This window comes from Rhizobium sp. PRIMUS64 (genome assembly GCF_023006465.1).
GTDB classification, from domain to species: domain Bacteria; phylum Pseudomonadota; class Alphaproteobacteria; order Rhizobiales; family Rhizobiaceae; genus Rhizobium; species Rhizobium leguminosarum.
Genome location: NZ_JALBGX010000025.1, coordinates 1 through 23,521, shown reverse-complemented (window position 1 = coordinate 23,521; position 23,521 = coordinate 1). Strand labels below are relative to the sequence as shown.

General features: G+C 60.7%; 24 protein-coding genes and 1 riboswitch. Of the genes, 14 read left to right on the top strand and 10 right to left on the bottom strand.

Features of this window, described 5'->3' with window-relative positions:
- Positions 1–129 precede the first annotated feature (129 nt).
- Complete coding sequence (locus MOV76_RS12980; protein WP_247264665.1) at positions 130–1,737, top strand: fumarate hydratase; 1,608 nt, start codon at positions 130–132, stop codon at positions 1,735–1,737.
- A 26-nt stretch (positions 1,738–1,763) separates the two neighbouring features.
- Here MOV76_RS12980 and MOV76_RS12975 read toward each other — a convergent pair whose 3' ends face one another.
- Positions 1,764–1,970, bottom strand: coding sequence for a hypothetical protein (locus MOV76_RS12975; RefSeq protein ID WP_113542100.1), 207 nt, complete (start codon positions 1,968–1,970; stop codon positions 1,764–1,766).
- Between the two features lie 347 nt (positions 1,971–2,317).
- Between MOV76_RS12975 and MOV76_RS12970 the strand changes: the two genes are divergently transcribed.
- Positions 2,318–3,385, top strand: coding sequence for a GGDEF domain-containing protein (locus MOV76_RS12970; RefSeq protein WP_018242281.1), 1,068 nt, complete (start codon positions 2,318–2,320; stop codon positions 3,383–3,385).
- A 155-nt stretch (positions 3,386–3,540) separates the two neighbouring features.
- Here the strand turns inward: MOV76_RS12970 and MOV76_RS12965 are convergent, their stop codons facing one another.
- Both MOV76_RS12965 and MOV76_RS12960 read right to left on the bottom strand, forming a co-directional pair.
- On the bottom strand, positions 3,541–4,152 hold the full coding sequence (locus tag MOV76_RS12965; RefSeq protein WP_247264664.1) for a pyridoxamine 5'-phosphate oxidase family protein: 612 nt from the start codon (positions 4,150–4,152) through the stop codon (positions 3,541–3,543).
- Between the two features lie 33 nt (positions 4,153–4,185).
- On the bottom strand, positions 4,186–5,166 hold the full coding sequence (locus tag MOV76_RS12960; RefSeq protein ID WP_247264663.1) for an alpha/beta hydrolase: 981 nt from the start codon (positions 5,164–5,166) through the stop codon (positions 4,186–4,188).
- 47 nt (positions 5,167–5,213) lie between these two features.
- On the opposite strand from MOV76_RS12960, the gene MOV76_RS12955 reads away from it, so the two are divergent.
- On the top strand, positions 5,214–5,681 hold the full coding sequence (locus MOV76_RS12955) for a MarR family winged helix-turn-helix transcriptional regulator (protein ID WP_047621350.1): 468 nt from the start codon (positions 5,214–5,216) through the stop codon (positions 5,679–5,681).
- Between the two features lie 3 nt (positions 5,682–5,684).
- Here the strand turns inward: MOV76_RS12955 and MOV76_RS12950 are convergent, their stop codons facing one another.
- Entirely contained in the window at positions 5,685–6,875 is a 1,191-nt protein-coding gene (locus tag MOV76_RS12950) for a low temperature requirement protein A (RefSeq protein ID WP_018446364.1), read from the bottom strand.
- 62 nt (positions 6,876–6,937) lie between these two features.
- Positions 6,938–7,312, bottom strand: coding sequence for a gamma-butyrobetaine hydroxylase-like domain-containing protein (locus MOV76_RS12945; protein ID WP_032980674.1), 375 nt, complete (start codon positions 7,310–7,312; stop codon positions 6,938–6,940).
- 136 nt (positions 7,313–7,448) lie between these two features.
- Here MOV76_RS12945 and moaA point away from each other — a divergent pair, with 136 nt between their 5' ends.
- The gene (moaA, locus tag MOV76_RS12940; RefSeq protein WP_247264662.1) at positions 7,449–8,495 is read left to right on the top strand and encodes a GTP 3',8-cyclase MoaA; all 1,047 of its coding nucleotides are present in this window, start codon (positions 7,449–7,451) and stop codon (positions 8,493–8,495) included.
- Positions 8,496–8,827: 332 nt separating this feature from the next.
- Here moaA and MOV76_RS12935 read toward each other — a convergent pair whose 3' ends face one another.
- A complete protein-coding gene (locus tag MOV76_RS12935; protein WP_247264661.1) occupies positions 8,828–9,613 on the bottom strand; it encodes a class I SAM-dependent methyltransferase in 786 nt (261 codons plus the stop codon).
- A 115-nt stretch (positions 9,614–9,728) separates the two neighbouring features.
- Here MOV76_RS12935 and MOV76_RS12930 point away from each other — a divergent pair, with 115 nt between their 5' ends.
- The 3 genes from MOV76_RS12930 to MOV76_RS12920 are packed head-to-tail and all read left to right on the top strand — an operon-like array spanning position 9,729 to position 12,688.
- Complete coding sequence (locus tag MOV76_RS12930) at positions 9,729–10,865, top strand: ABC transporter substrate-binding protein (protein WP_247264660.1); 1,137 nt, start codon at positions 9,729–9,731, stop codon at positions 10,863–10,865.
- Positions 10,866–10,871: 6 nt separating this feature from the next.
- A complete protein-coding gene (locus MOV76_RS12925) occupies positions 10,872–11,942 on the top strand; it encodes an iron ABC transporter permease (protein WP_247264659.1) in 1,071 nt (356 codons plus the stop codon).
- A complete protein-coding gene (locus MOV76_RS12920) occupies positions 11,936–12,688 on the top strand; it encodes an ABC transporter ATP-binding protein (RefSeq protein ID WP_247264658.1) in 753 nt (250 codons plus the stop codon). The genes MOV76_RS12925 and MOV76_RS12920 overlap by 7 nt, the downstream gene beginning before the upstream one ends.
- A 24-nt stretch (positions 12,689–12,712) precedes the next feature.
- On the opposite strand, the gene MOV76_RS12915 is transcribed toward MOV76_RS12920, so the two are convergent.
- The 4 genes from MOV76_RS12915 to MOV76_RS12900 all read right to left on the bottom strand — a co-directional run bounded on the left by MOV76_RS12915 (position 12,713) and on the right by MOV76_RS12900 (position 16,985).
- Complete coding sequence (locus tag MOV76_RS12915) at positions 12,713–13,663, bottom strand: sugar-binding transcriptional regulator (protein WP_018446370.1); 951 nt, start codon at positions 13,661–13,663, stop codon at positions 12,713–12,715.
- A 21-nt stretch (positions 13,664–13,684) separates the two neighbouring features.
- Positions 13,685–15,151: an FGGY family carbohydrate kinase gene (locus MOV76_RS12910; RefSeq protein WP_247264657.1), complete on the bottom strand. Its 1,467-nt coding sequence runs from the start codon at positions 15,149–15,151 to the stop codon at positions 13,685–13,687.
- Positions 15,152–15,219: 68 nt separating this feature from the next.
- A complete protein-coding gene (locus MOV76_RS12905) occupies positions 15,220–16,176 on the bottom strand; it encodes a transketolase family protein (RefSeq protein ID WP_247264656.1) in 957 nt (318 codons plus the stop codon).
- Positions 16,176–16,985 carry a transketolase gene (locus tag MOV76_RS12900; protein WP_113542107.1) on the bottom strand — a complete coding sequence of 270 codons (810 nt, stop codon included), beginning with the start codon at positions 16,983–16,985 and terminating at the stop codon, positions 16,176–16,178. The genes MOV76_RS12905 and MOV76_RS12900 overlap by 1 nt, the downstream gene beginning before the upstream one ends.
- A 206-nt stretch (positions 16,986–17,191) precedes the next feature.
- Here MOV76_RS12900 and MOV76_RS12895 point away from each other — a divergent pair, with 206 nt between their 5' ends.
- From MOV76_RS12895 to MOV76_RS12865, 7 genes are all read left to right on the top strand, one after another.
- Positions 17,192–18,172, top strand: a complete 981-nt coding sequence (locus tag MOV76_RS12895) for an ABC transporter permease (protein ID WP_018446373.1) — start codon at positions 17,192–17,194, stop codon at positions 18,170–18,172.
- A 117-nt stretch (positions 18,173–18,289) separates the two neighbouring features.
- Entirely contained in the window at positions 18,290–19,219 is a 930-nt protein-coding gene (locus MOV76_RS12890) for a sugar ABC transporter substrate-binding protein (RefSeq protein WP_018242297.1), read from the top strand.
- Positions 19,220–19,247: 28 nt separating this feature from the next.
- A complete protein-coding gene (locus tag MOV76_RS12885) occupies positions 19,248–20,726 on the top strand; it encodes a sugar ABC transporter ATP-binding protein (protein ID WP_130716515.1) in 1,479 nt (492 codons plus the stop codon).
- Positions 20,727–20,748: 22 nt separating this feature from the next.
- Positions 20,749–21,537: an SDR family oxidoreductase gene (locus MOV76_RS12880; RefSeq protein WP_028733040.1), complete on the top strand. Its 789-nt coding sequence runs from the start codon at positions 20,749–20,751 to the stop codon at positions 21,535–21,537.
- 35 nt (positions 21,538–21,572) lie between these two features.
- On the top strand, positions 21,573–21,713 hold the full coding sequence (locus MOV76_RS12875; RefSeq protein ID WP_162710255.1) for a hypothetical protein: 141 nt from the start codon (positions 21,573–21,575) through the stop codon (positions 21,711–21,713).
- Between the two features lie 94 nt (positions 21,714–21,807).
- Positions 21,808–22,590 carry a glucose 1-dehydrogenase gene (locus MOV76_RS12870; protein WP_018446376.1) on the top strand — a complete coding sequence of 261 codons (783 nt, stop codon included), beginning with the start codon at positions 21,808–21,810 and terminating at the stop codon, positions 22,588–22,590.
- Positions 22,591–22,782: 192 nt separating this feature from the next.
- Positions 22,783–22,981: riboswitch (FMN riboswitch) on the top strand.
- Between the two features lie 126 nt (positions 22,982–23,107).
- On the top strand, positions 23,108–23,521 hold a 414-nt coding region (locus tag MOV76_RS12865; protein ID WP_247264655.1), incomplete at its 3' end, for a 3,4-dihydroxy-2-butanone-4-phosphate synthase.

Sequence of the window (23,521 nt, the reverse complement as noted above, 5' to 3'; positions counted from 1 at the left end):
GCCTGCCGACTGCAAAACGCGGCACGACATGCCCCCACTCCAGAGTCCGCCGCATCCTGATTGCATTTGCCCCGCGGCGGATTTAGACCGGTTCCAATCTAGCGACGCCCTACCAGAAAGGTCACTTCGATGGCTGACGATCTCTTCCCCCTCGGCAAGGATGCCACCCCCTACCGCAAGATCAGTGGCGACCATGTCTCGGTCGATACGTTCAAGGGCCAGGAGATCCTGACCGTCGAGCCGGAAGGCATCCGCCTGCTGGCCGAGACTGCCTTTGCCGACATCAACCACCTGCTGCGCCCTGGCCATCTCAGGCAGCTCGCCTCGATCCTCGACGACCCCGAGGCCACGGACAATGACCGTTTCGTCGCTTACGATCTCCTGAAGAACGCCAATATCGCCGCCGGTGGCGTGCTGCCCATGTGCCAGGATACCGGCACGGCGATCATCATGGGCAAGAAGGGTCGCAGGGTCTGGACCGAGGGCGAGGATACGGCGGCGCTGGCCCGCGGCGTCATGGATGCCTACGAGAAGAAGAACCTGCGTTACTCGCAGCTCGCGCCGGTCAAGATGTTCGAGGAGAAGAATACCAGGAACAATCTGCCGGCCCAGATCGACATCTACGAGGAAGGCACCGACGCCTACGAATTCCTCTTCGTCGCCAAGGGCGGCGGCTCAGCCAACAAGACCTTTCTCTACCAGGGCACGCCCTCGCTCTTGACCCATGACCGGATGATCGACTTCCTTAAGGAGAAGATCCTGACGTTAGGGACGGCAGCCTGTCCTCCCTACCATCTGGCGATCGTCATCGGCGGCACCTCGGCCGAGATGAACCTGAAAACCGTCAAGCTCGCCTCCACCCGCTATCTCGACGAGTTGCCGACCGAAGGGTCCGAGAGCGGCCACGCTTTTCGCGACATCGAGATGGAGAAGGAAATCCACAAACTGACCCAGCAGATGGGCGTCGGCGCTCAGTTCGGCGGCAAGTATTTCTGTCATGACGTGCGTGTCATCCGCCTGCCCCGCCACGGCGCCTCGCTACCGATCGGCCTCGGCGTCTCCTGTTCCGCCGATCGTCAGGCCAAGGGCCGCATCACCCGCGACGGCATCTTCGTCGAACAGCTCGAAACCGATCCGTCGAAATACATGCCCGAGATCGACGAGGCGAAACTGTCGGAATCGACGGTGCGCATTGATCTCAACCGGCCAATGGCCGAGGTGCTCGCCGAACTCTCCCGGCATCCCGTCAAGACCCGCCTGTCCTTGACCGGCACCATCATCGTTGCCCGCGACCTCGCCCATGCCAAGATCCGCGAACGGCTGGAAAAGGGCGAAGGCATGCCCGATTACCTGAAAAACCACCCGGTCTATTACGCCGGCCCCGCCAAGACGCCTGTCGGCTACGCCTCCGGCTCCTTCGGCCCGACGACGGCCGGGCGCATGGACAGTTACGTCGACCAATTCCAGTCCTTCGGCGGCTCGATGGTGATGCTTGCCAAGGGCAACCGCTCGCGCGCCGTGCGCGAGGCCTGCAAGAAGCACGGCGGCTTCTATCTCGGCTCGATCGGCGGCCCCGCCGCCCGTCTTGCCCAGGACTGTATCCGCAAGGTTGAAGTATTCGAATATCCCGAACTCGGCATGGAAGCGGTCTGGAAGATCGATGTCGAAGACTTCCCCGCCTTCATCGTCATCGACGACAAGGGGAATGATTTTTTCCAGGAACTGAATTTGGGGTGAGTGGGCGGGCTGCGTTGCCGCCAGCTCTACCGCGGCGACGCCTTATCCGAGGCGCTTGTGTTCCGCGCTGTGACCGCCTCGCCCACGCTCACCACATCCCCGGCATCGACCCTTGCCAGGATCTCCGTGCGGAAAGCGCCGGCGAAGAAGCCGGTGTGCTCCAGCAGCAAGACGCCGGCGGCGACGACGGTGAAGGTCAGAATGGCGAAAGAAATATGACGGGAGGTTTCCATGATCTCACGCCCTGATTTGCGGGCTACGATCGGGTCCGTTGCAGAAAATACGATCCCAAAGATGTCGAGACTGCAATACGAAACGGCCAAAACCAACTGTCGACAAGATGAATACGGTCTCCGGCAGAGAAGAACTGTAAGTTTTTCAGACACTGTACCCGCTCAGCGAGTATGCACTGCCTCAGTAAAGATACGTTTTTCCATGGAGAATCATAGGCCTGATCGAAGTATTAGCTCATGGGCCATTTGTCGTATGTAATCCTTGGTATATATCGCTTTAATCTTTTCCCAAGAAATTTAAGCTAACAAATAGAATATTGCCTTTGAATATATGAGGAGTTCGCCGGATGAATACGGCTGTCGCGCCAAAGGTGCCGGTTCCCGACGTTGCGGGTCAGATCACCTATGCCATGCGCTCCATGGGCGTCGCGCCGATACCGCGCAATTACCAACTCTTCTACGAGGCCTATATCGGCTCCAATCCAGCCCTCACCCGCGAGCTCGCGGCCCTCGGCGGCCAGGTGACCCAGGCCGAACTCGATGCGCTCGGCGCGCAGCACTTCACCCACAGCCCGGCCCGTGTCTTCGACGATGCCCATACGCGCATTGCCGGCGAACTCGATGGCCTGCTGCGCATTCTCAGGCAGGAGCAGAGCTCGCTGGAAAGCTACACCAGACTGCTCGGCGAGACCCACAAGCGCATCACCTCCAAGAGCAACGCCAGCGTCGAACTGATCGAAAACGCCATCGATCTCCTGAGCCAGGCGACCGGCGACACCATGGCGCACGGCGAACGCACGGTCGAGGACGTTGTCCAGCGCTCGCAGGAGATGGATCAGGTCCGCAAAGAACTCGACGAATACAAGCGCATCGCCAACACCGACTCGCTGACGCGCCTTTCCAACCGCCGCGCCTTCGACGACCGCCTCGCCGCCATTTTCGACAATTCGAGCATGCGGCCGGTGACGGCACTGCTGCTCTGCGACATCGACAATTTCAAGAAGATCAACGACACCTACGGCCATCCGGTCGGCGACAAGGTGCTCGCCACCGTCGCCTCCGTCATCCGCAGCAATGTCCGCCGTGACATCTTCGTTGCCCGCACCGGCGGCGAGGAATTCGCCCTTATCATCGATGGCAACACGCCCGAGGAAGTGACCGCGATCGCCGAGCGCATTCGTCGCACGCTGGAGACGACGCCCTTCAAGAACTCCCGTACACGGGTGAATTACGGTCCGGTCACCGTCTCGATCGGCATCTGCATGGCATCCAGCGCCGGGGATGCCGGCGAACTCTATAGCAAAACCGACATCGCCCTTTACGGCGCCAAAAATGCCGGCCGCAACTGCACCATCCTCTATCAGGACGGCATGCAGAAGGATTTCACCAAGAGCTGGCTGATCTACAAGACCTGACCGCAGTCCCGCGCCGCACGCACGCTGTCACTGGCAGGTGACGGTTTAGTGTTGTCGACAAACCTCGTTGTTACTCGGCATCATCCTCGGCGCAGGGCCGAGCATGAAAGAGAAGTTGGCCGACTTTTTCAGTAGGAGCCGCCGGTGACGATGCTTTACCACATCGTCTTTGCAGCCCGCCCCGGCCATTCCCGGTCGTAGGTTTCCTGGTCGAAATCGCCGGTCGCGGCCTTCAGCATCTGTCCTGGCGTCGGCAACGTCGCCGGATCGGCGAAGTGTTCTCCATTCCAGAGCTCGGCCCGCATCACGGCCCGCGCGCATTGGAAATAGACCTCGTCGATAGAAATGACGACGACGGTGCGCGGATGTTTGCCGTCCATCTCGAAGCTTGAAAGCAGCGCCTCATCGTCGGAAACGACGCCCCGGCCGTTGATGCGCATCGTCGTGTTCGAGCCGGGGATCAGGAACATAAGCGCCAAGCGCGGATCGCGCACGATGTTGGAGAGCGAATCGACCCGGTTGTTGCCGCGCCAGTCCGGCAGATGCAGCGTCTCGTCGTCGATGACACGCACCACGCCACCGAGATCGCCGCGCGGCGAACAGTCGAGTCCTTCCGGCCCGACGGTCGCAAGCGCGGCAAACGGTGAGATCTCAATCATCTCACGATAGAGCGGGGTCAATTGCTTCGTCACCTTGGTAACGGAGGCCGGCGAAAGTCCGGCGCCATAGATCGTGTTGAGCTCTTCGATGCTGGTGATGATTTTCATGAGGCGTCCCGCCGCGGCTTGATCTTCGCGACGCTACAATGCCGCGCGCCTTGCCGGAAGCTCAAAAAACGGAATGATCTCCGCATCTTTTTTGATGCTTTCATCAAGAGCTTCACCCACGCCCCGATCGCCTTCGAGAAATGCCGCGATCGCGGCAAGAACCGGTGCGGCGCCGATGATGCGACGGTGGCCGAAGCCGTTCGCCCAGAGAAGCCGAACGCCCTTTCCCGCCGCGCCGTAGCGCCTGGCATGGAGAGACGACACCTCCTTGTCGTCCTCGGCATGGATGACGAGCACGGGGCGGCCGATCTCGCCCGCCGCCTCGCCGGCGTCGAAGTCCTCCAGTCTCCGTCCAGTGACGCGATGAACCTCATTCTCCAACGCCGCTTGCGCTGCAGGGAGAAGGCCGATCATCCCGCCGAAATCGGTAAACAGCCAGCCCATCTCGCTCGGCGCGCCGATCAGCACCAGTCTCTCGCCGGTGACAGGCGCCACGCCAGGCAGCAGCCCCGCTGCCGAGACCATCAGCGCCGCACCGCCGAAGGAATGACCGATCGCCGCATCGAATGCGCCAAACCGCGCTTCGGCCGCCGCAATCGTCTCGACCGCAAGCCCCATATGCAGGAAGCGCCCCCCGGAACGGCCGTGGCCGGGAAAATCGAGCGCCATGACCTCCGCTCCCGTTGCCGAAAGCATCGAGACGAGTTCGGCCATATATGCGGCGCTAGAGCCCCAGCCATGCGTCACCAGGTAGCGCTTGCGTTTGCCCCTCGCCCCGCCGTTCAGCCGATAGGCATGCGCTTGGCGCCCGCCGGCAAGCCTGAGGGTGAAGCGTTCGGCGCCGGCAAGCCGGGCCGCACCCGCTGCATGCGCCGCCTTCGCCTTTGCTCCCTTCGGCTTTGTCGACGGCGTCCGGCAGAACAGCTGGAACGCCGCTCTGCCTGCCAGATCAGGCGAAACCGCCTGTAGAGCCGAAAACCCGAGGCGGGTGACGTCAAGCGCAAAGTTTGTCATAGTGGGATTCCAAAAGACTGTTCAACACTGAACAATAAAGTACAACGATGAACAAAAATCAATCCCTTCCCTGGGATCATCCGCGTTTTCGCAGTTGGATCGCGGTGGCTCGCGCCTGCCAGCTGATGCAGCAGTCATTGGCCCGCTCGCTTGCCGATCTCGACATCAAGCCGCCGCACCTCGATATCCTGGTCAATCTCTACCGTTTCGAAGGCATCTCGCAGCAGGAGCTGGCGCGCAAGCTGCTGGTCGGCCGCTCCAATATGAGCATGCTCTTGCCGCAGATGGAGAAGCGCGGTCTGCTCCTTCGCCGCGATGACGAGCGCGACAAGCGCGTGCTGCGCCTCTATTTGACGCCAGAGGGTCGAAAGCTCAGTGAGGAAGCCATGGCCATCCAGACCGGCCTCATCGACCGCGTGCTATCGGACGAGCCGATCGAGCAATGCATGGCGACCGCCGATTCGATGGAGCGGATCGTCACGGTGCTGATGAAAGATCTGCGCGACGAGGACTGATGTTCAATGCAGCGTCGGCGCGGCCGTCGTGCCGGTCAGCGAGCGATATTCCCAGGCGGCGACGATGATCAGCACGAGCGTCGCCAGAATGCCCATCAAATAGACCTCGATGAAGGGTGCTGCGAAGGCGAGCAGGATCAGAAACACGAGGCCGGCCAGATGTGATAGCGGCAGCTGGCCGCTGGTCGCGCCCTTGAACCAGAGATTGCCGATCAGGAACAGGCCGGAGCCGCCGAGCACGGCCGCGGCGATGCCGAGATTGCCGGTCTCATGCGGATGCGAGAACATGAACTCGACCGCCACCGCATGGACGATGATGCCGGCAAGAATCGGGATATGCCCATAGGTGAAGGCCTGCCGCGCCAAGCTGCCCGGCGTCTCTTCATGCTCGATGCGGTGGGCGGCGCGCCCGTGGCCGAAGCGGAAATAGAGCCACCACATGGCGACCGTGCCGATGAAGCCGGTGACGAACACGACGCTGGTCAGCCCGGAGAACGGCAGCTCCGAAAAGGTGCGGCCGGAAACGAGGATCGCTTCGCCGAGGCAGATGATGACGAAGAGCGCACAGCGCTCGGCCATATGCGCGCCGGAAACGTCCCAGTCCCGCGCCGTCGAGCGGCCGAGCCCCGGCACGGCAAAGCCCGCGGCCGGCCCGGCATATTCGATCGCCAGCGCAATCACCCAGGCGATCAGTCGGGCTTCATGCTCGAGCAGCCCGCCGGCAATCCAGAAAACCGATGCTGCCACGAGCCAGGTGGTGATGCGGACGAAATTCAGCGTGTTGGGGCGGTCGACGCGCGTCATCGCATAGGTCGTAAACAGCGAGCGCCCGACCTGCATCGCCACATAGGCGCCGGCAAACAGCAGCCCCTTGTCGCCAAAGGCCTCGGGGATGGAGGCAGACAGCAGCAACCCGAGCATCATCAGCGCCACCAGCATGCCGCGCACCGGCATTTTCTCGGGATCGAGCCAGTTCGTCACCCAGGCGGTAAAGATCCACACCCACCAGACGGCGAAGGTCATCAGCGCCGCTTCGGCAGCACCAAGCGGCGTATAATGGGCGGCGAGCGCATGCGAGAGCTGCGAGATCGAAAAGACGAAGACCAGGTCGAAGAACAGTTCGAGGAAGGTCACCTTGCTGCCGCTGGCGCTGCCCTTGGCGCGCAGCCAGTTCTTTCCGTTCGTTTTCGCCATATGGCCCCCCGATGGCTGGAATTATGTGTGGATTGAAAGCGATAGCGGCGCCCTCGTGGCCCTCAGCGCGGCTTCTCCGCCGTGTCGCGGTTCATGCCCTTTTCGCTGAGCTCGTCCTCGTAGGCGGAAAACAGCTCAGCGCCGCGTTCGCCGAGCTCGCGCAGATAGGTCCAGGTGTAGATGCCGGTATCGTGCATGTCGTCGAAGCCGATCCGAACGGCGTAATTGCCGGTCGGCATCATCGAGATGATCGCGACATTGCGTTTGCCTGGCACCGTCACCTTCTGCCCTGGCCCGTGGCCCTGCACCTCGGCCGAGGGCGACAGCACACGCAAGAGCTCTGCCGACAGGTCGAAGCTCTGGCCGTCGTTGAAGGTCACCACCAGCCGCTGCCTGTCTTTCGAGACGCGAAGTTCGCTCGGCCAGATATCGCTCATCATTTTGTCCTCTTCTCATGCGAGGAGTAGGCGCTGATCTTTTTCAGCGCAAGCTGAAATTGGCACGCTCGAGCGGGCTGTTTCCCTTGACGCGACAATAGCATATGCCCACATTGACTGGAGTACGGAGATACAGGTGAACAGCAGAGTTGGAACGATAGGCAATGCATCGCCGCTGGTGGCAGGTGCGGACCCGATGATCGACCCCTTCGGGCGGGCGGTCACCTATCTCCGTGTCTCCGTCACCGACCGCTGCGATTTCCGCTGCACCTATTGCATGGCGGAGAACATGACCTTCCTGCCGAAGAAGGATCTCTTGACGCTGGAAGAGCTCGACCGGCTCTGTTCCGCCTTCATTGCCAAGGGCGTCAGCAAGATCAGGCTGACCGGCGGCGAGCCCTTGGTGCGCAAGAACATCATGTATCTGGTGCGCCAGCTCGGCCAGAAGATTGGTTCCGGCCTCGATGAGCTGACGCTGACGACCAACGGTTCGCAGCTTTCCCGCCATGCCGAGGAGCTTTATGATTGCGGCGTGCGTCGCATCAACGTTTCGCTCGACACGCTCGATCCCGACAAGTTCCGCAAGATCACCCGCTGGGGCGATTTCGCCAAGGTCATGGAAGGCATCGATGCCGCTCAGAAAGCCGGGCTGAAGGTCAAGCTCAACGCTGTGGCGCTGAAGGATTTCAACGATGCCGAGATGCCGGAGCTCCTGCGCTTCGCCCATGGCCGCGGCATGGATTTGACCCTCATCGAAACTATGCCCATGGGCGAGATCGAAGAAGACCGCACCGACCAGTATCTGCCGCTCTCGAAACTGCGCGCCGATCTCGAAGACCAGTTCACCCTTGTCGACATCGATTACCAGACCGGTGGCCCGGCGCGTTACGTTAGGGTGGAGGAAACCGGCGGCCGCCTCGGCTTCATCACGCCGATGACCCATAATTTCTGCGAGAGCTGCAACCGCGTGCGCCTCACCTGCACCGGCACGCTCTACATGTGTCTTGGCCAGAACGACGCCGCCGATCTCCGCGCGGCACTCCGCGCCACTGAAGACGATGCCCTCCTCCTGGCCGCCATCGACGAGGCCATCACCCGCAAACCCAAAGGCCACGACTTCATCATCGACCGCACGCATAACCGTCCTGCCGTGGCGCGGCATATGAGTGTCACCGGTGGGTGAGGCGCGGTCCCGCAAAGCGGGAGCGATCGATCCAGTGAATCGATCGCAGCGCCGAACGCCCTGAGCCCCGCGAAGGGCCCCTAACCATAGCCGCCGCACCAAGACCCAAAAGAGGACGCGCGTCGGTGCCGCATATCTCTTCTCCCCAGCGGGGAGAAGTGCCGGAGCGATAGCGAGGCGATGAGGGGGTAAGCGACGACAGGAGCGCATGCACTGAGCGCAAGCGAAGGGCAATGAATGGTGTGCCGTGCGGCCCCCTCATCCGACCCTGCGGGCCACCTTCTCCCCGAGGGGAGAAGAGGGAGCAAGCCGCAGCGCCGGCACCAACCCCATCACCCAGGCTTACGCGCACAAATCGCAAACCGCTCCTGCACCATGCGCTCGAGCCCGCGCAGGAACGGCATTTTGCGGGCCTGAGCCCAATGGATATCCCCAAGCTTGCGGTCGACGACGATGTCTGTAAATCCGGCTTGACGCAGAAGATCGACGACTGCTTCGGCCGGCATCTGGCTGGAGAAATGCACGCGTGAGCGGATCTTCTGGTGCCGCGCCATCATCTCCGGCGTCATGTGGCTCGCCGCCGGCTTGCCGGTCACCTTTGTCCAGAGCTTCTGCAGGCCCTTGACCCAGGTTTCCCTACCCATATTGCCGTCGAGGATCAGCACCTTACCGCCCGGCTTCAGTACCGCGAACCATTCCTTGAAGGCAGAAGCCGGGTCCACCAGCGTCCAGACGAGATGCCGGTTGGTGATGACGTCGTAGCTTCCCCGTGGTTCCATCGTGTTTTCGGCGTCGCCGGACACGAAGCGGATATCGGTGCCGCGTTTCTTCGCCTTGGCGCGCGCCTGCGCCAGCATCGCATCCGACCAGTCGAGGCCGGTGACTGCAAAGCCGGCACCACGCATCAGATGTGAGATGACGGCGGTGCCGCAGGCAAGATCGAGTGCCGCGCGCCCTTGGCCCTCACCCAGATGCTTTCTGATCAGCCGCTGCCAGCCTTTCCGCTCCGCTTCCGAAAAGATTTCATGGCCGACGCTCTGGTCGAAGGTCGCCGCCCGTTCCGACCAGAAGTCGCGGATTTCATCGCGGATGGAGTAGTTCGTGTTCATGGAATTCATCTGAGGCACCCCGGCATCGGATCACTTTGGAAACGCTCTAAAACATATAACTTGATTCATAAAGTCATATTTCTTATGCCTGCGGACATTATTCAGACCTCGGGGGAATTTCCAGATGAATTTCGTGAAAATACTCGCAGTCTCCGCAGCGGCGATTGCGAGCCTGATGCCGCTTTCGGCCTGGGCGCAATCCTTCACCGTCAAGGATGTCGCCGGCCGCGAAGTGACCTTCGACAAGCCGGTGGAGCGTGTGATCCTTGGGGAAGGCCGCATGCTCTACGCCGTAGCACCCATCGAGAAGGAAGATCCCTTCGCCAAGATCGTCGGCTGGCGCAACGATCTCTGGACCACCGACAAGGACGGCTTCAACGCCTATGTCGAGAAGTTTCCGAAGGGCAAGGACCTGCCCTTCCTCGGTAACCTCACAGATGGCACGCTGCAGACCGAGACGGTCGTCAAGCTTCATCCCGATGTGCTGCTGCTGCCGATCGGCAACAAGGCGGCCGCTGACGAGGTGAAGCTCGAAGACATGCTGAACGGCATCGGCGTGAAGATCGTCTACATCGATTTCCGCGAGCATATCCTCGCCAACACCGAGCCGAGCCTGAAGATCCTCGGCCAGATCTTCGGCCATGAGGATCGCGCCGAAGCCGTCGCCAGCATCTGGAAAGAGCAGATGGCCCGCGTCACCGACAAGCTGAAGGCCGCCAATCCGCCGAAGCCGAATGTCTTCATGTATCGCGCCGCAGGCCTGGTCGAATGCTGCGGCACCTTCGGTCCCGACAATTTCGGCCTGATGGTCGATTGGGCCGGCGGCCACAATCTCGGCTCCGATTTCCTGCCGGGCTATACCGGCTCGATCAATGCCGAGCAGGTCGTCGCCTCCAATCCTGACGTCATCGTCGTCACCGGCTCCAACTGGAGCCAGACCAAGAATGCCAAGGATTATGTGAATGTCGGTCCCAATGCTGCCGCCACCTTCGACGACAGCCGCAAAGCGCTGAACATGCTGATGGAAAACCCTGCCTTCACCGGCTCCAGGGCGGTTGCCGGCGGCAATGTCCATGCGATCTGGCATCAGTTCTATACCAGCCCCTACCAGTTCGTCGCCGTCCAGCAGCTGGCCAAGTGGTTCCATCCGAACCTCTTTGCCGATCTCGATCCCGACGCCACCTTCAAGGAATTCCACGAAAAATTCCTGCCGGTCGCTTACCAGCCGGGTTACTGGGTCGACGCCAAGGCGGGTCAGTAACCCGACATGGCCGAGATCGCCGCCATATCGATCGAAGCCGAAGCCGGGAAGGAGCGCTACCGCGCCCTCGCCCGGCGCAAGCTTCTGATCCTTGCCGCCATGACGGCAGCGCTCTGCCTGTCCTTTGCGGTCGATCTCGCCTGGGGCCCGGCCCGCTATAGTCTCAATGAAGTCGTCGCTGCCCTTCTCGACCCCTCCTCGGTTTCGGATCAGGTGCGCGCCGTCGTCTGGGGCATCCGCATGCCGGTTGCCGTGATGGCGATCGTCGTCGGTGCATCGCTCTCCGTCGCCGGTGCGCAGATGCAGACGATCCTCGCCAATCCGCTCGCCAGCCCCTTCACGCTCGGCATTTCGGCAGCAGCAAGTTTCGGTGCCGCACTTGCCATCGTCACCAGCGTTCCGCTTCTGCCTGTAGCGGCCGGGCTGCTGGTGCCGGTCAATGCCTTCATCATGGCGCTGATCGCCACACTCTTCATCCATTTCATCTCGCAAGCCCGTGGCGTCTCGGTGCAGACGGTGGTGCTGCTCGGCATCGCGCTGGTCTTCACCTTCAATGCGGCTCTCGCCTTCCTGCAATATCTGGCCTCCGAACAGGCGCTGTCGGCCGTCGTCTTCTGGACGATGGGCAGCCTCACCAAGGCCACCTGGCCGAAGATCTGGGTGACGCTTGCCGTCCTGTTGGCAGCACTTCCGCTCTTTGCCCGCAACGCCTGGGCGCTGACCGCCATCCGCCTCGGCGAGGACAAGGCTGCAAGCTTCGGCGTCAATGTCCGCCGCATCCGGCTCGAAACCATGCTTGTGGTCTCGCTGCTTGCCGCTGTGCCTGTGAGCTTCGTCGGCACGATCGGCTTCGTCGGCCTCGTCGGGCCGCATATCGCGCGCATGATCCTCGGCGAGGATCAGCGCTTCTTCCTGCCGGGATCGATCTTGTCGGGCGCGCTGCTGCTCTCGCTGACCTCGATCGTCTCGAAGTCGATCATCCCCGGCGTCGTCTTCCCGATCGGCATCATCACCGCGCTGGTCGGCGTGCCCTTCTTCTTCTCGCTCATCCTCTCGAACAGGAGCCGGTCGTGGTAGCACTACAGTTGCAGTCGGTCGGCGCCTATCACGGCCGCAAGCTCTTCGTCGAAGACGTGACCACGCCGATGATGAAGTCGGGTGAGGTCGTGGCGGTGATCGGCCCGAACGCCGCCGGCAAGTCGACGCTGTTCAAACGCATCACCGGCCTGCTCAAGGGGCCGGGTCATGTCGTCGTCGAAGGCTCGAAGACGAAAAACGCCATCAGCTACATGCCGCAGGATACCTCTGCAAACGCGGTGCTGACGGTCTACGAATCCATCCTTCTCGCCCGCAAGCAGGGCCAGTCCTGGGCGGTCAGCGACAGCGACCTGCGCTTCATCGACGAGATCATGAAGGCGCTTGATATCACCGCCATCGCCTTCCGCGATCTCGGCGCGCTGTCCGGCGGCCAGCGCCAGCTGGTCTCGATCGCCCAGGCTCTGGTGCGCGAACCGGAGATCATGCTGATGGACGAACCAACAAGCGCGCTCGACCTTCACCGCCAGGTCGAGGTTCTCGACTTCATGCGCCGCCAGGCCCGCACCAAGGGCATGATCGTGCTGATCGCCATCCACGACCTCAACCAGGCGCTACGCTTCGCCGACAAGGTCCTGGTCATCGCCAACGGTCGCATGCACGCCTGCGGCACCCCCCGCGACGTCGTCACTGCCGAGATGTTACGGGAGATCTACCGGGTCGAGGCCCGGGTGGAGAAATGCTCGATGGACCACGATCATGTGATTGTGGATGGGACAGCGCATTGAGGCTGCCAAAATCAGTCTGCCTCATCAGTTGATCAATCGCTGCGCGGTAAACTTGTCGGTAACAAGCATGTCGATGACCCCCACGCGGAGCGCCCCTGCGATAGCGTCAGTCTTTTTGGACCCGCCGGCAAGAGCAATGACCCGGTCCACCCGTTCGAGATCCTCGAGTGGAAGCCCTATGACCCGGTCGTCCAGGGGTGTCTTGACCGGCTTGCCGTTTTTATCGAAGAAGCGAAGTGAGATATCGCCGACGGCTCCCGCTTCCGCGAGATCAGAGAGTTCGCGAGACGAAAAGATGTTGCCGGACCGTGCGAGAAGTTCCGACGGTTCGACTGCTCCGATTCCGACAATCGCAAGCGTTATGCTGCCGAACAAGTCCATCGTCTCCCGAACGTATGGATCGGCCTGCATAAGAAATTTTGCCTCTCTGGACGTCGTAACGCCCTGCACAGCGAGCAGTTTTGGCTCAGCGCCGGTCAGCCGAGCAAGCCGCGTAGTAAGCTGCGTCGCATGCGTCTGGACTGAAGGATCGCCCATGCCTCCAAGGGTTTGGACGACGTATTTCGCCTGAGCGCTCTTCAGCGGATGAATGTTCTCGACCATCTTGGAGATGGTCTGGCTCCAACTCGAAACGCCGATGATCTCCCCTGGCGCAAGCGTCACCTCCAAGAGATGAGCCGCTGCCTCTCCGATACGGGCCATGATGGCTCCGTCCCGATCTTCCGTGCACTCAACGACGATCGCCTCCGGCAAATCATATTTCTCGCGAAGCGCGCCCTCAAGCTCGCTGTAGGTGCCAACGGGGGGAGTCACGCTGGTTCGGACAATATCTTCAGCCTCGGCGCGCTTGAGCATGCGCGACACTGTCGCCTGCGACAGGCGAAGGTGCTCTGCGATCTCCGCCTGTCGCCGTCCCTCCAAATGGTACATCTGGGCGACCCTTGAGATGAGGCGGAGTTCATTGAGGCGAGTCATCGCTAATCCTAGGGTGAATTTTTATTCATCATTAGCCATTGTTTCGCGGGACGTCGAGCGGGCAAGTGCATCATTCCATGTATTCAGAAGCACCGCTCGATCCACGGGTTCCGGGTCAATGATATGCGAGCTCCGGGGCAACTCAGCGATAACATGAAGATCGCTCCACAAGCCAAGTGAGAGACCCGCGAGATATGCAGCTCCCAAAGCCGACGCCTCGGGTGCTTCGCATTGGATCACGGGATGTTCGATGAGGTTCGAGACACACTGCATCAGGAACCGGTTTTGGCTCGGTCCGCCGTCTACATAGAGCGCCCCGAGCTCGCCGCCGCTTTGTGCACGCATGGCGGCGATCACGTCGTGCACCTGGAAGGCGATCGAATCGGTTACCGACCGCGCCATTTGCGCACGTGTCGTATTGAAGTTGATCTGGGAGAACAGGGCACGGGCGTCCGAGTTCCAATAGGGTGCGCCCAGTCCCACGAATGCTGGCACGAAGCCCGGTCCGCCCGGTTCGGCGCTCGCCGCAAGTTCGACAAGAGCCGCCACGTCTGAAAGGCCGAGAATGCCTGCCATCCAGGGGAGACTGGCGGCGCAAACGAGAATATTGCCTTCGAAAGCGAAAGTCGGCTTTCCATGGAGACGCCATGCGACGGTCGTTGTGACGCCGTTGCGTGGGGGAATGAATCGCGGAAGCGTCGTCATGATAGAAGAGCCGGTTCCGAAGGTTACCTTGCCATCACCCGGCTTGAATGCGCCATGGCCGAACAGCGCAGCATGGCTGTCTCCTATCGCGGCCATTATAGGAGTTCCATCCGCCACGCCTGGCAACCCTTGCGTCCTGCCGAAGTCGGCAGAGCTGTCGAGTACTTCGGGGAGGAGCGCGATATCCACGCCGAAAATCTCGCCAAGTTCCTTGCTCCATCTCTGCTCCTGGAGATCGTACAACTGGCTCCTGGCGGCATTGGAAGCATCGCAGACATGCCGGCGCCCGCCCGTCAGGCAGTGGACGAGCCAACTGTCGACCGTTCCCAGCCGCACCGATCGCCCGGCCGGCATACGGTCGAGCAGCCATCGAAATTTCGAACCCGGGAACATCGGATCCAGTGGCAGGCCTGTGAGCGCCTGCACACGGTCAAGGTGGCCTTCGACAATGAGACGTTCGCAATCCTGTGCCGTTCGACGGCACTGCCAGCTTACCAGCGGTCCAAGTGCTTCTCCCGTTTCGGCGTCCCAGGCCGTGACTGACTCGCGCTGATTGGAAATCGCCACGGCCTCGACAGCCACGTCGGGGGCGGCCTTCAGGCAGGCGTCGATCGCCTCGCAGACGGATGCGTAGAGCCGGTGTGGGTCTTGTTCGACCCAGCCTGGTTTCGGATAGGCGATGCCGACCGGAGCCGAACCTCTGCCAACAATTTCTCCCTTTTCGGAAACGAGAACTGCCTTTGAATTGGTCGTGCCCTGGTCAATTGCCAGAATTGCCCGCATTCTATCCTCCCCAGATCAGACGGCAGCCGGGACGACAAAAAGCGTCCGGGCTGATCACGTGATCCCAGTTACTTGCGCCTGATCAGCGACTGCGCCGCGTCGGCGATTGCGGACGGCGCCATCCCGAATTCGTCGAGCAGGAACTCTGCCGAACCGGTCGGAGCGTAGACGCCGGGAACTCCGAGACGTTTCATCGGGACTGGAGCATTGTCGACCACCACTTCTGCGACCGCGGAACCGAGCCCGCCAAAGATCGAATGCTCTTCGGCTGTGACGATCGCTCCGGTTTCCTTCGCCGCCGCGATGATGGCGTCCTCGTCGATCGGACGAACCGTTGCAAGGTTGAGCACTCTGGCGTTGATGCCGCGTTCTGCGAGAATCTCGGCAGCCTTTAAGATTCGATGAGTCAAAGTGCCGTTTGCGATAAGGGTGACGTCGTAACCCTGGCGAAGGAGATTTGCCTTGCCAAGTTCGAACTTGTGACCCTCCGGAAGGAGATCAGGCACACCTACGCGAGACAGACGCAGGAAACAGGGGCCGTTGTAGGCCGCGGCCCACTCAACCGCAGCAGCTGTTTCGCTGCGGTCACAAGGCGCAATGACCGGGAGATTAGGCAGAACCCGCGTCCAGGCGAAGTCCTCGATCGAGTGATGGGTCGGGCCGAGTTCGCCATACGCCATTCCAGAAGAAATGCCGACCAGCTTGACGTTGGCATTCGAATACGAAATATCGGCCTTGATCTGCTCCAGCGACCGTCCCGTTAGAAACGGAGCGGCGGCGCACACGAACGGAAGGCGTCCGCCATTGGCGAGGCCTGCTCCAACCCCCACCATGTTCTGCTCAGCGATACCGACATTGACGAGGCGCTCTGCAAACTTCGCCTTGAAGCCGCCGAGCTTGGAGGAACCCACGGAGTCGTTGCAGACGGCAACGATCGTTTCGTTTTCGGCTGCCAGCCGCTCAAGCGTAGTGGCAAATGCGTCGCGGCAATCGTAGAGCTTGGGTGCGTTTATTGGCGCGTTCATTACAGTGCCTCCGACAATTCTGCCAATGCGATTTCGTATTGTTCCTTGCTCGGTACCTTGTGGTGCCAGTCGACTCGGTCTTGCATGAACGAGATTCCATGTCCCTTATTGGTGTGGGCGACGATGCAATGCGGTCCCGATCCTCGGTGTTCGAGAGCTGAAACGACTTCGCTCATATTGTTCCCATTGATCTCGGTGACTTCCCAATCGAAAGCTTCAAGCTTCGGACGAAGCGGGGCGAGATCGTTGGTTTCCGCCAGGGCCGCGCCCTGCTGGAACCTGTTGTGGTCGATGACCAGCGTCAAGTTATCGAGCTTGAACTGCGCGGCCGCCATGATCGCTTCCCAGTTGGAGCCCTCCTGCATCTCACCATCGCCGGTGACGACATAGGTGTGATATTTCGCGCCTGAGAGCTTGGCGGCTTTTGCCATTCCTATTGCGACTGGAAGACCGTGGCCGAGCGGCCCGGTATTCGTTTCGACGCCAGGAACCTTGTTGCAATTTGGATGCCCGTTCAGCCTCGAATGCGGCTGCAAAAAGGTGGAAATCTCTTCCTCCGGGATGAAGCCACGTTTTGCGAGCGTCACATACAGAGCGCATGCAGTATGTCCCTTCGAAAGAACGAACCTGTCGCGGTCGGGGTGCTTCGGCTGATCGGGCCAAACATTCAGCACACGAAAATAGAGGGCAGTCAAAATGTCGATAACCGACATCTCCCCGCCAATATGGCCGGCGCCCGCTTCAAAGACCGCCTGGAGATCGCGCAATCGGATCTCGCGAGCGACCCGCTCGAGTTCTGTCGTATTCATGGAGTCCTCTCATGCATAAATATTCAGTTATCAATATTTTTGCACAAGACACCGATTAGTCAAGCCCCTTAAGCGGCGCACCGGCAGTTGCAGGCCCAGAAAATCCTATTGACAGCCGGAAGGCAACTTGTTAATGAATTTTCCAGCATCGGTGAATATTTATTCTACGAACGAATTAGCGATCAGCCTACGCATAGGGAGGAACAATGGTGGCGCTTGATATCAATGAACACAGGCTTTCGTCCGGCGCCTGGTTGAGCAAGCTCAAGGGCGCCACCGGCCCACTCGTGGGGCTGCTCGCGCTTTGCGTCTTTCTGAGCGTCAGCACCGACACGTTTCTGTCGGTTCGGAACGGCCTCAACATCCTCGATCAGATCACGGTTCTCGGCATCATGGCCGTCGGAATGACCTTTGTCATTCTGATCGGCGGCATCGATCTCTCCGTCGGCTCGGCACTCGCTCTTGCGATGATGGTCATGGGCTGGACTGCGAATGTCGCCGGCCTACCGCTGCCGGTCGGGATCGCTTTTGCTCTGGTCGCATCGGGCGTTTCGGGGCTGATCGTCGGACTACTGGTGACGCAGTTCAGGGTTCCAGCGTTTATTGCCACTCTTGCAATGATGTCCGCGGCTCGCGGCGTCGCAAATATGATCACGGACGGCCAGCAGATCGTCGGATTCCCCGACTGGTTCATGATGCTGGCAATCGATCGCCATTTCGGTGTGTTGACAGCCACGGTGTTTCTCATGCTTGCGGTTGTTCTTGCGGCGTGGCTTTTCCTGCACTTCCGGTCCGAAGGCCGCATGCTCTACGCGGTGGGAGGAAATCCGGAAGTCGCTCGGCTGGCGGGTATCAACGTCCCGCTCGTGACGATTGGCGTCTACGTCGCAAGTTCAGTCCTTGCGGGGCTCGCGGGCATCGTACTCGCCGCCCGGCTGGATTCCGTCCAGCCGTCCAGCGGTCTGGGCTATGAGTTGGACACCATCGCTGCGGTCGTCATCGGCGGGACTTCACTCTCGGGGGGCGCGGGCGGTATCGGAGGAACACTTATCGGTGTTCTTATCATCGGCGTCCTTCGCAACGGGCTCAATCTTCTCAACGTCTCGCCGTTCCTGCAGCAAGTGATCATCGGCATCGTCATCGTGCTTGCGGTCGGCGCGGAGACTATTCGTCGGCGTCGCGCCTGACGAACGGGGTCCGCCGCGTCGGCGGGCCTGGAATTCCGCTCCAAGGGTTTGGGGCGGATCAATACCCCGAGGGGGAGGACATACCCGAGGGTTCCATCAAACAACGGAGGAAATACAATGAAAATAGCGCGCACCATGCTCGCGTCTGCTGCACTGCTGGGTCTCATGCTCGGCCCCGTACACGCGGCGGAACTGAAGAAGCTCGGCTTGGCCGTTGCCAACCTTCAGGCAAACTTCTTCAACCAGATCAAGCAATCGGTCGAAGCCGAAGCCAAGAAGCGCGGCATCGAAGTCATCACGGTCGACGCAAAGGGCGACGGGCCGACACAGGTCAATCAGATTCAGGACCTCCTGACCCAGAAAATCGACGCGCTGATCTACATTCCGGCAGGTGCGGCCGCTGCGACCGTTCCGGTCAAACTCGCGAAGAACGCTGGTATTCCGGTCGTGAACGTTGACCGCAACGCCGAGGGAGCACCCGGCGATACATTCCTTGCAACGGATTCCGTCGCGTCTGCCAAGGCCGTGTGCGACTACATCCTGAAGGAAGCCGGCGGCAAGGGGAAGATGGTCATCATCCACGGCCAGAAGGGCACGACGCCGGAAGTCGATCGTTCGAAGGGCTGCGCTGAATCTCTCAAGGCATATCCGGACGTCAAGGTTGTCGCCGAGCAGTTCTCGAACATCTGGAGCCAGGACGAAGGATTCCAGATCATGCAGAATATGCTGCAGGCAAATCCGGACGTTTCGATCGTGTTCGCCCAGGCCGACGGCCTCGCCCTTGGCGCCGCGCAGGCGATCAAGGTCGCCAATCCTTCCCAGAAGATCGTGGTTGGCGGCTTCGATGGTGACACCGCAGCTCTCGAAGCGCTCAGCAAAGGCGTCTTCAACGTAACTGCGACCCAGCAGACGCAGAAGATGGGCCGCGATGCGGTTGAAAACGCCGCCAAGCTTGTCGCCGGAGAAAAGGTGCCGCCGGTCCAGCTCATGGATGCCACGCTGACAACCAAAGAAAACGTCGCAGGCTTCATCGCCAACCATCCGTAATGAAGTTGAGGTCTTGAGGAGGTGTGCCATGACTGATCCAGTTCTTTCCCTGAGGGGCATATCCAAGTGGTATGGGCCGCTCCAGGTTCTGAAGAATGTCAGCTTGGACGTCTATCCGGGCGAAGTGGTTGCACTTCTCGGTGAAAACGGAGCGGGCAAGTCAACGCTATCGGGCATCATCGCCGGGTCCCGCACACCGTCCGAAGGATCAATGACATGGCTGGGGCAGCCTTATGCCCCAGCCACCCCAAGGGAAGCGATCGACAAGGGCGTTGTCCTGATCCACCAGGAGCTGCAGCTTCTGCCGCAACTGTCGATCGCGGAAAATGTCTTCATCGGACGCTGGCCGATGAAGAACGGCGTCGTCGATCGTCCCCAAATGGTTCGCCGGGCCCAGGACCAGCTCGCTCGCTTGAACCTTCACATACCCGCAACGCGGACGGTCGCCGGCCTTTCCACAGCAAATCAACAACTCATCGAGATCGCCAAGGCGCTGGCTCTCAACGCAAAGCTCCTGATCCTCGATGAGCCGACAGCCGCCCTTGGCGGCGCGGAGACGGAAGCTCTTTTCCAACAGGTTAGAAAGCTTCGGTCAGAGGGTGTCGGCATCGTCTACATTTCCCACCGCATGGAAGAGATCAAGCGAATAACCGACCGGATCGTTGTTCTTCGTGATGGCGAGCGCGTGCAGGAATTCTCCGACAGCGCGACACCGGTGCGAACGATCGTCGAGAGCATGGTTGGACGCCCACTTGACCGCTTGTTCCCTGCCCTGCCGGTTCCGACAGACCATCCAGTACTCCAGGTGTCGGGGCTGAGCTCGCCGGACAACTCATTCCGTGACGTTACCTTCGATGTGCGCGCCGGGGAAATTCTCGGGATCGCCGGATTGGTCGGCGCCGGCCGCACGGAACTTGTCCGCGCCATTTCGGGCGCGGACCCAATCAGTGCAGGTTCGATCAAGCTGGAAGGCGAAGAACTCAGGCTGCGCGATCCGGCGGACGCGATCGCCAAGGGCATCGTGATGGTCCCGGAAGACCGCAAGGAGCAGGGCTTGGTTGTCGGGCACCGGATCGGCGAGAACATTATATACGCCAATCTTGACAAGCTGGGCGGGCGTTGGATTACGCCGCGCGTCAAGCGCTCGTTTGCGGAGAAGGCGGTTGCCAAGTTCGGCGTGAAGGGCCGTGCGGAGCAATATGCCTCGGACCTGTCCGGCGGCAACCAGCAGAAGGTCGTCATCGCGAAATGGCTGATGCGCGATCCTAAGGTCGTCGTACTCGACGAACCGACGAGAGGCATCGACGTCGGCGCCCGAGCGGGCATCTACGACATCATCGTCAATCTTGCCAAACGGGGCGTGGCGGTCATCGTCGTAAGCTCGGACCTCGAGGAAGTTCTCGGAGTCTCCAATCGCATTCTCGTGCTTGCACAAGGCAAACAGGCAGGCATTCTCAATCGTGACCAGGCAAATGACGTTTCGGTCATGGAGCTAGCCACCATCTAAACAGACAGAGAAAGGAAGAGCGGTGTCCGACATCACTCTGAACGCCCCGAAGCTTTTCGATCTCAGCGGCCAGGTTGCCATCGTTACCGGAGCCGGAAGCGGCATCGGGCAGCGCATTGCCATCGGCCTTGCACAGTGCGGCGCCGACGTGGCGTTACTCGACCGTCGAACCGACGACGGGCTGGCCAGGACGGCTGAACATATTCGCGCCGCTGGCCGCCGTTCGATCCAGATCGCGGCGGATGTCACGAGCAAGTCTTCCCTTGGAGAGGCAATAGCACGGACCGAGGCAGATCTCGGCGCATTGACACTTGCAGTCAACGCGGCGGGCATCGCTAACGCGAACGCGGCGGAAGAGATGGAGGAGGACCAATATCAGACGTTGATGGATATCAACCTGAAAGGCGTCTTTCTTTCCTGCCAGGCCGAGGCTCGCGCCATGCTGAAGAATGGACGCGGCTCCATCGTCAACATCGCTTCCATGTCGGGTGTGATCGTAAACCGAGGGCTGAGCCAAGCGCACTATAACGCCTCCAAGGCGGGCGTGATCCATATGTCGAAGTCTATGGCGATGGAATGGGTCGACCGCGGCATTCGCGTCAACACCATCTCCCCCGGATACACGGCAACGCCCATGAACACCCGTCCGGAGATGGTTCATCAGACCAAGCTCTTCGAAGAGCAAACGCCAATGCAGCGAATGGCAGCGGTGGACGAGATGGTAGGCCCGGCAGTGTTCTTGCTGTCGAATGCGGCAAGCTTCGTGACCGGCGTCGATCTTCTCGTCGACGGCGGTTTCTGCTGCTGGTGATGGCGAGGCGAAAGCTCATTGCCGGCAACTGGATAATGAACGGTCTCGCTTCCTCCCTAGCTGAGATCGAGGCGCTGAAGGGAATAACGGGCAAGACGGCGTGCGATATCGTCGTCTGCCCGCCCTTCACGCCGATCGAACGGGCTGTCGAACGAACGGCGCCCAAGACTGCCTGAATTCGCCAAGATTATCTCGGCAACCGCTTGAGCTCCAATAATCATCGCAGGGCAGGTCACGCCCAGATTTGCTGTTTACCGGGACGGAAAGAGCATGAAACGCTTCGAAGATAAGACGGTCGTGATCACGGGAGGCAGCCGCGGCATCGGCGCTGCCATCGCCAGACGCTTTGCGCGCGAAGGCGCCAATCTCGTCGTTTCGGCCAACGAGGAGCTGGTCCACGGCGTTGCCGAACAGATCCGGGCCGAAGGCGGCAAGGCGATCTCCTTCATCGGCGACGTTACCGACAAGGCAAGCGTCAAGGCCCTCTACGATGCCGCCGAGAAGGAATTCGGCTCGGTCGACGTCTCGATCCAGAATGCCGGCGTCATTACCATCGCCCGGGTCGAGGACCTGACCGAAAACGAGTGGGACAAGGTGATGGCCGTCAACACCAAAGGCGTTTTCCTCTGCGCCCAGGAGGCGATATCAAGAATGCGCAAGCACAAGCGCGGCGGCCGCATCATCAACACCGCCTCCGGCCAGGCCCGCGACGGCTTCATCTACACGCCGCATTATGCCGCCTCGAAAATGGGCGTCGTCGGCATCACCCAGAGCCTGGCCAAAGAAGTCGCGACCGAGAAGATCACCGTCAACGCCTTCTGCCCCGGCATCATCGAGACCGACATGTGGGCCTATAACGACCAGGCCTGGGGCAAGCTGCTCGGCAACTACGCCCCCGGCGAACTGATGAAGGAATGGGTCGAGGGCATCCCGATGAAACGGGCCGGCTCCGGAGAGGATGTCGCCGGCCTGGTCACCTTCCTCGCCAGCGATGACGCCGCCTATATCACCGGCCAGACGATCAATGTCGACGGCGGCCTGATCATGTCCTGATGCATGTCGCCTAAAAGTGCGCAGTGGTTTGGGACAACGACATGCATGGAAGGACCAAACCACTAACCAAGCACTGAAGGCGAGCCGGTCGTCGCCTCCATGTGAACAGTGTGTCCATCGGCGTTAGGGCAGCTTTGCATTTTTGCCCGGTCGACTGACCTTGCCATCTGCCTATTTTTGATCCTATCTTTGAAATGTTCTCAGGGCGGGGTGTAATTCCCCACCGGCGGTATCAGGAGTGATCCTGGAGCCCGCGAGCGCTTCCGGCACCACAGCGCCGCGCGTCTTTCAGACGCGCAAACGACGCTGTAGCACTTTGAATTGCTGGAAGGTCAGCAGATCCGGTGAGATGCCGGAGCCGACGGTATAGTCCGGATGGAAGAGGACAACACGGGCAGTCGCACTCCATCCTGGAGTCGGCTGACGTTTGTTCGCCCAAGGGCAGAAGGCTCGCTCACGGATTGAGCCGAGCAGACCATGTCAGTACGCTGACATAACCCTTGAAAGGCCAGACAGCATGACTATTGCAACAATTGAAGATGCCATATCAGCCATTGCCAGCGGCAAGATGGTCGTCGTCGTCGACGACCAGAACCGGGAAAACGAAGGCGATATCGTGGTCGCGGCCGATGCCGTCACCCCTGAGGCAATCGCCTTCATGATGACCCACGCCCGCGGCCTCGTCTGCATTGCCATGGAAGGCGAGCGCCTCGATGCGCTCGATATTCCGCTGATGGTGCCCAACAACACGGAATCGCACAAAACCGCCTTTACGGTCTCCGTCGATTATCTCAAGGGCACGACGACGGGCATCTCGGCTGCCGACCGCGCCGCCACCGTCCGCGCCCTCGTCGACGATCGCGCAAAGCCAGATGAATTCGCCCGCCCCGGCCACATTTTTCCGCTGCGCGCCAACCCCCGCGGCGTGCTC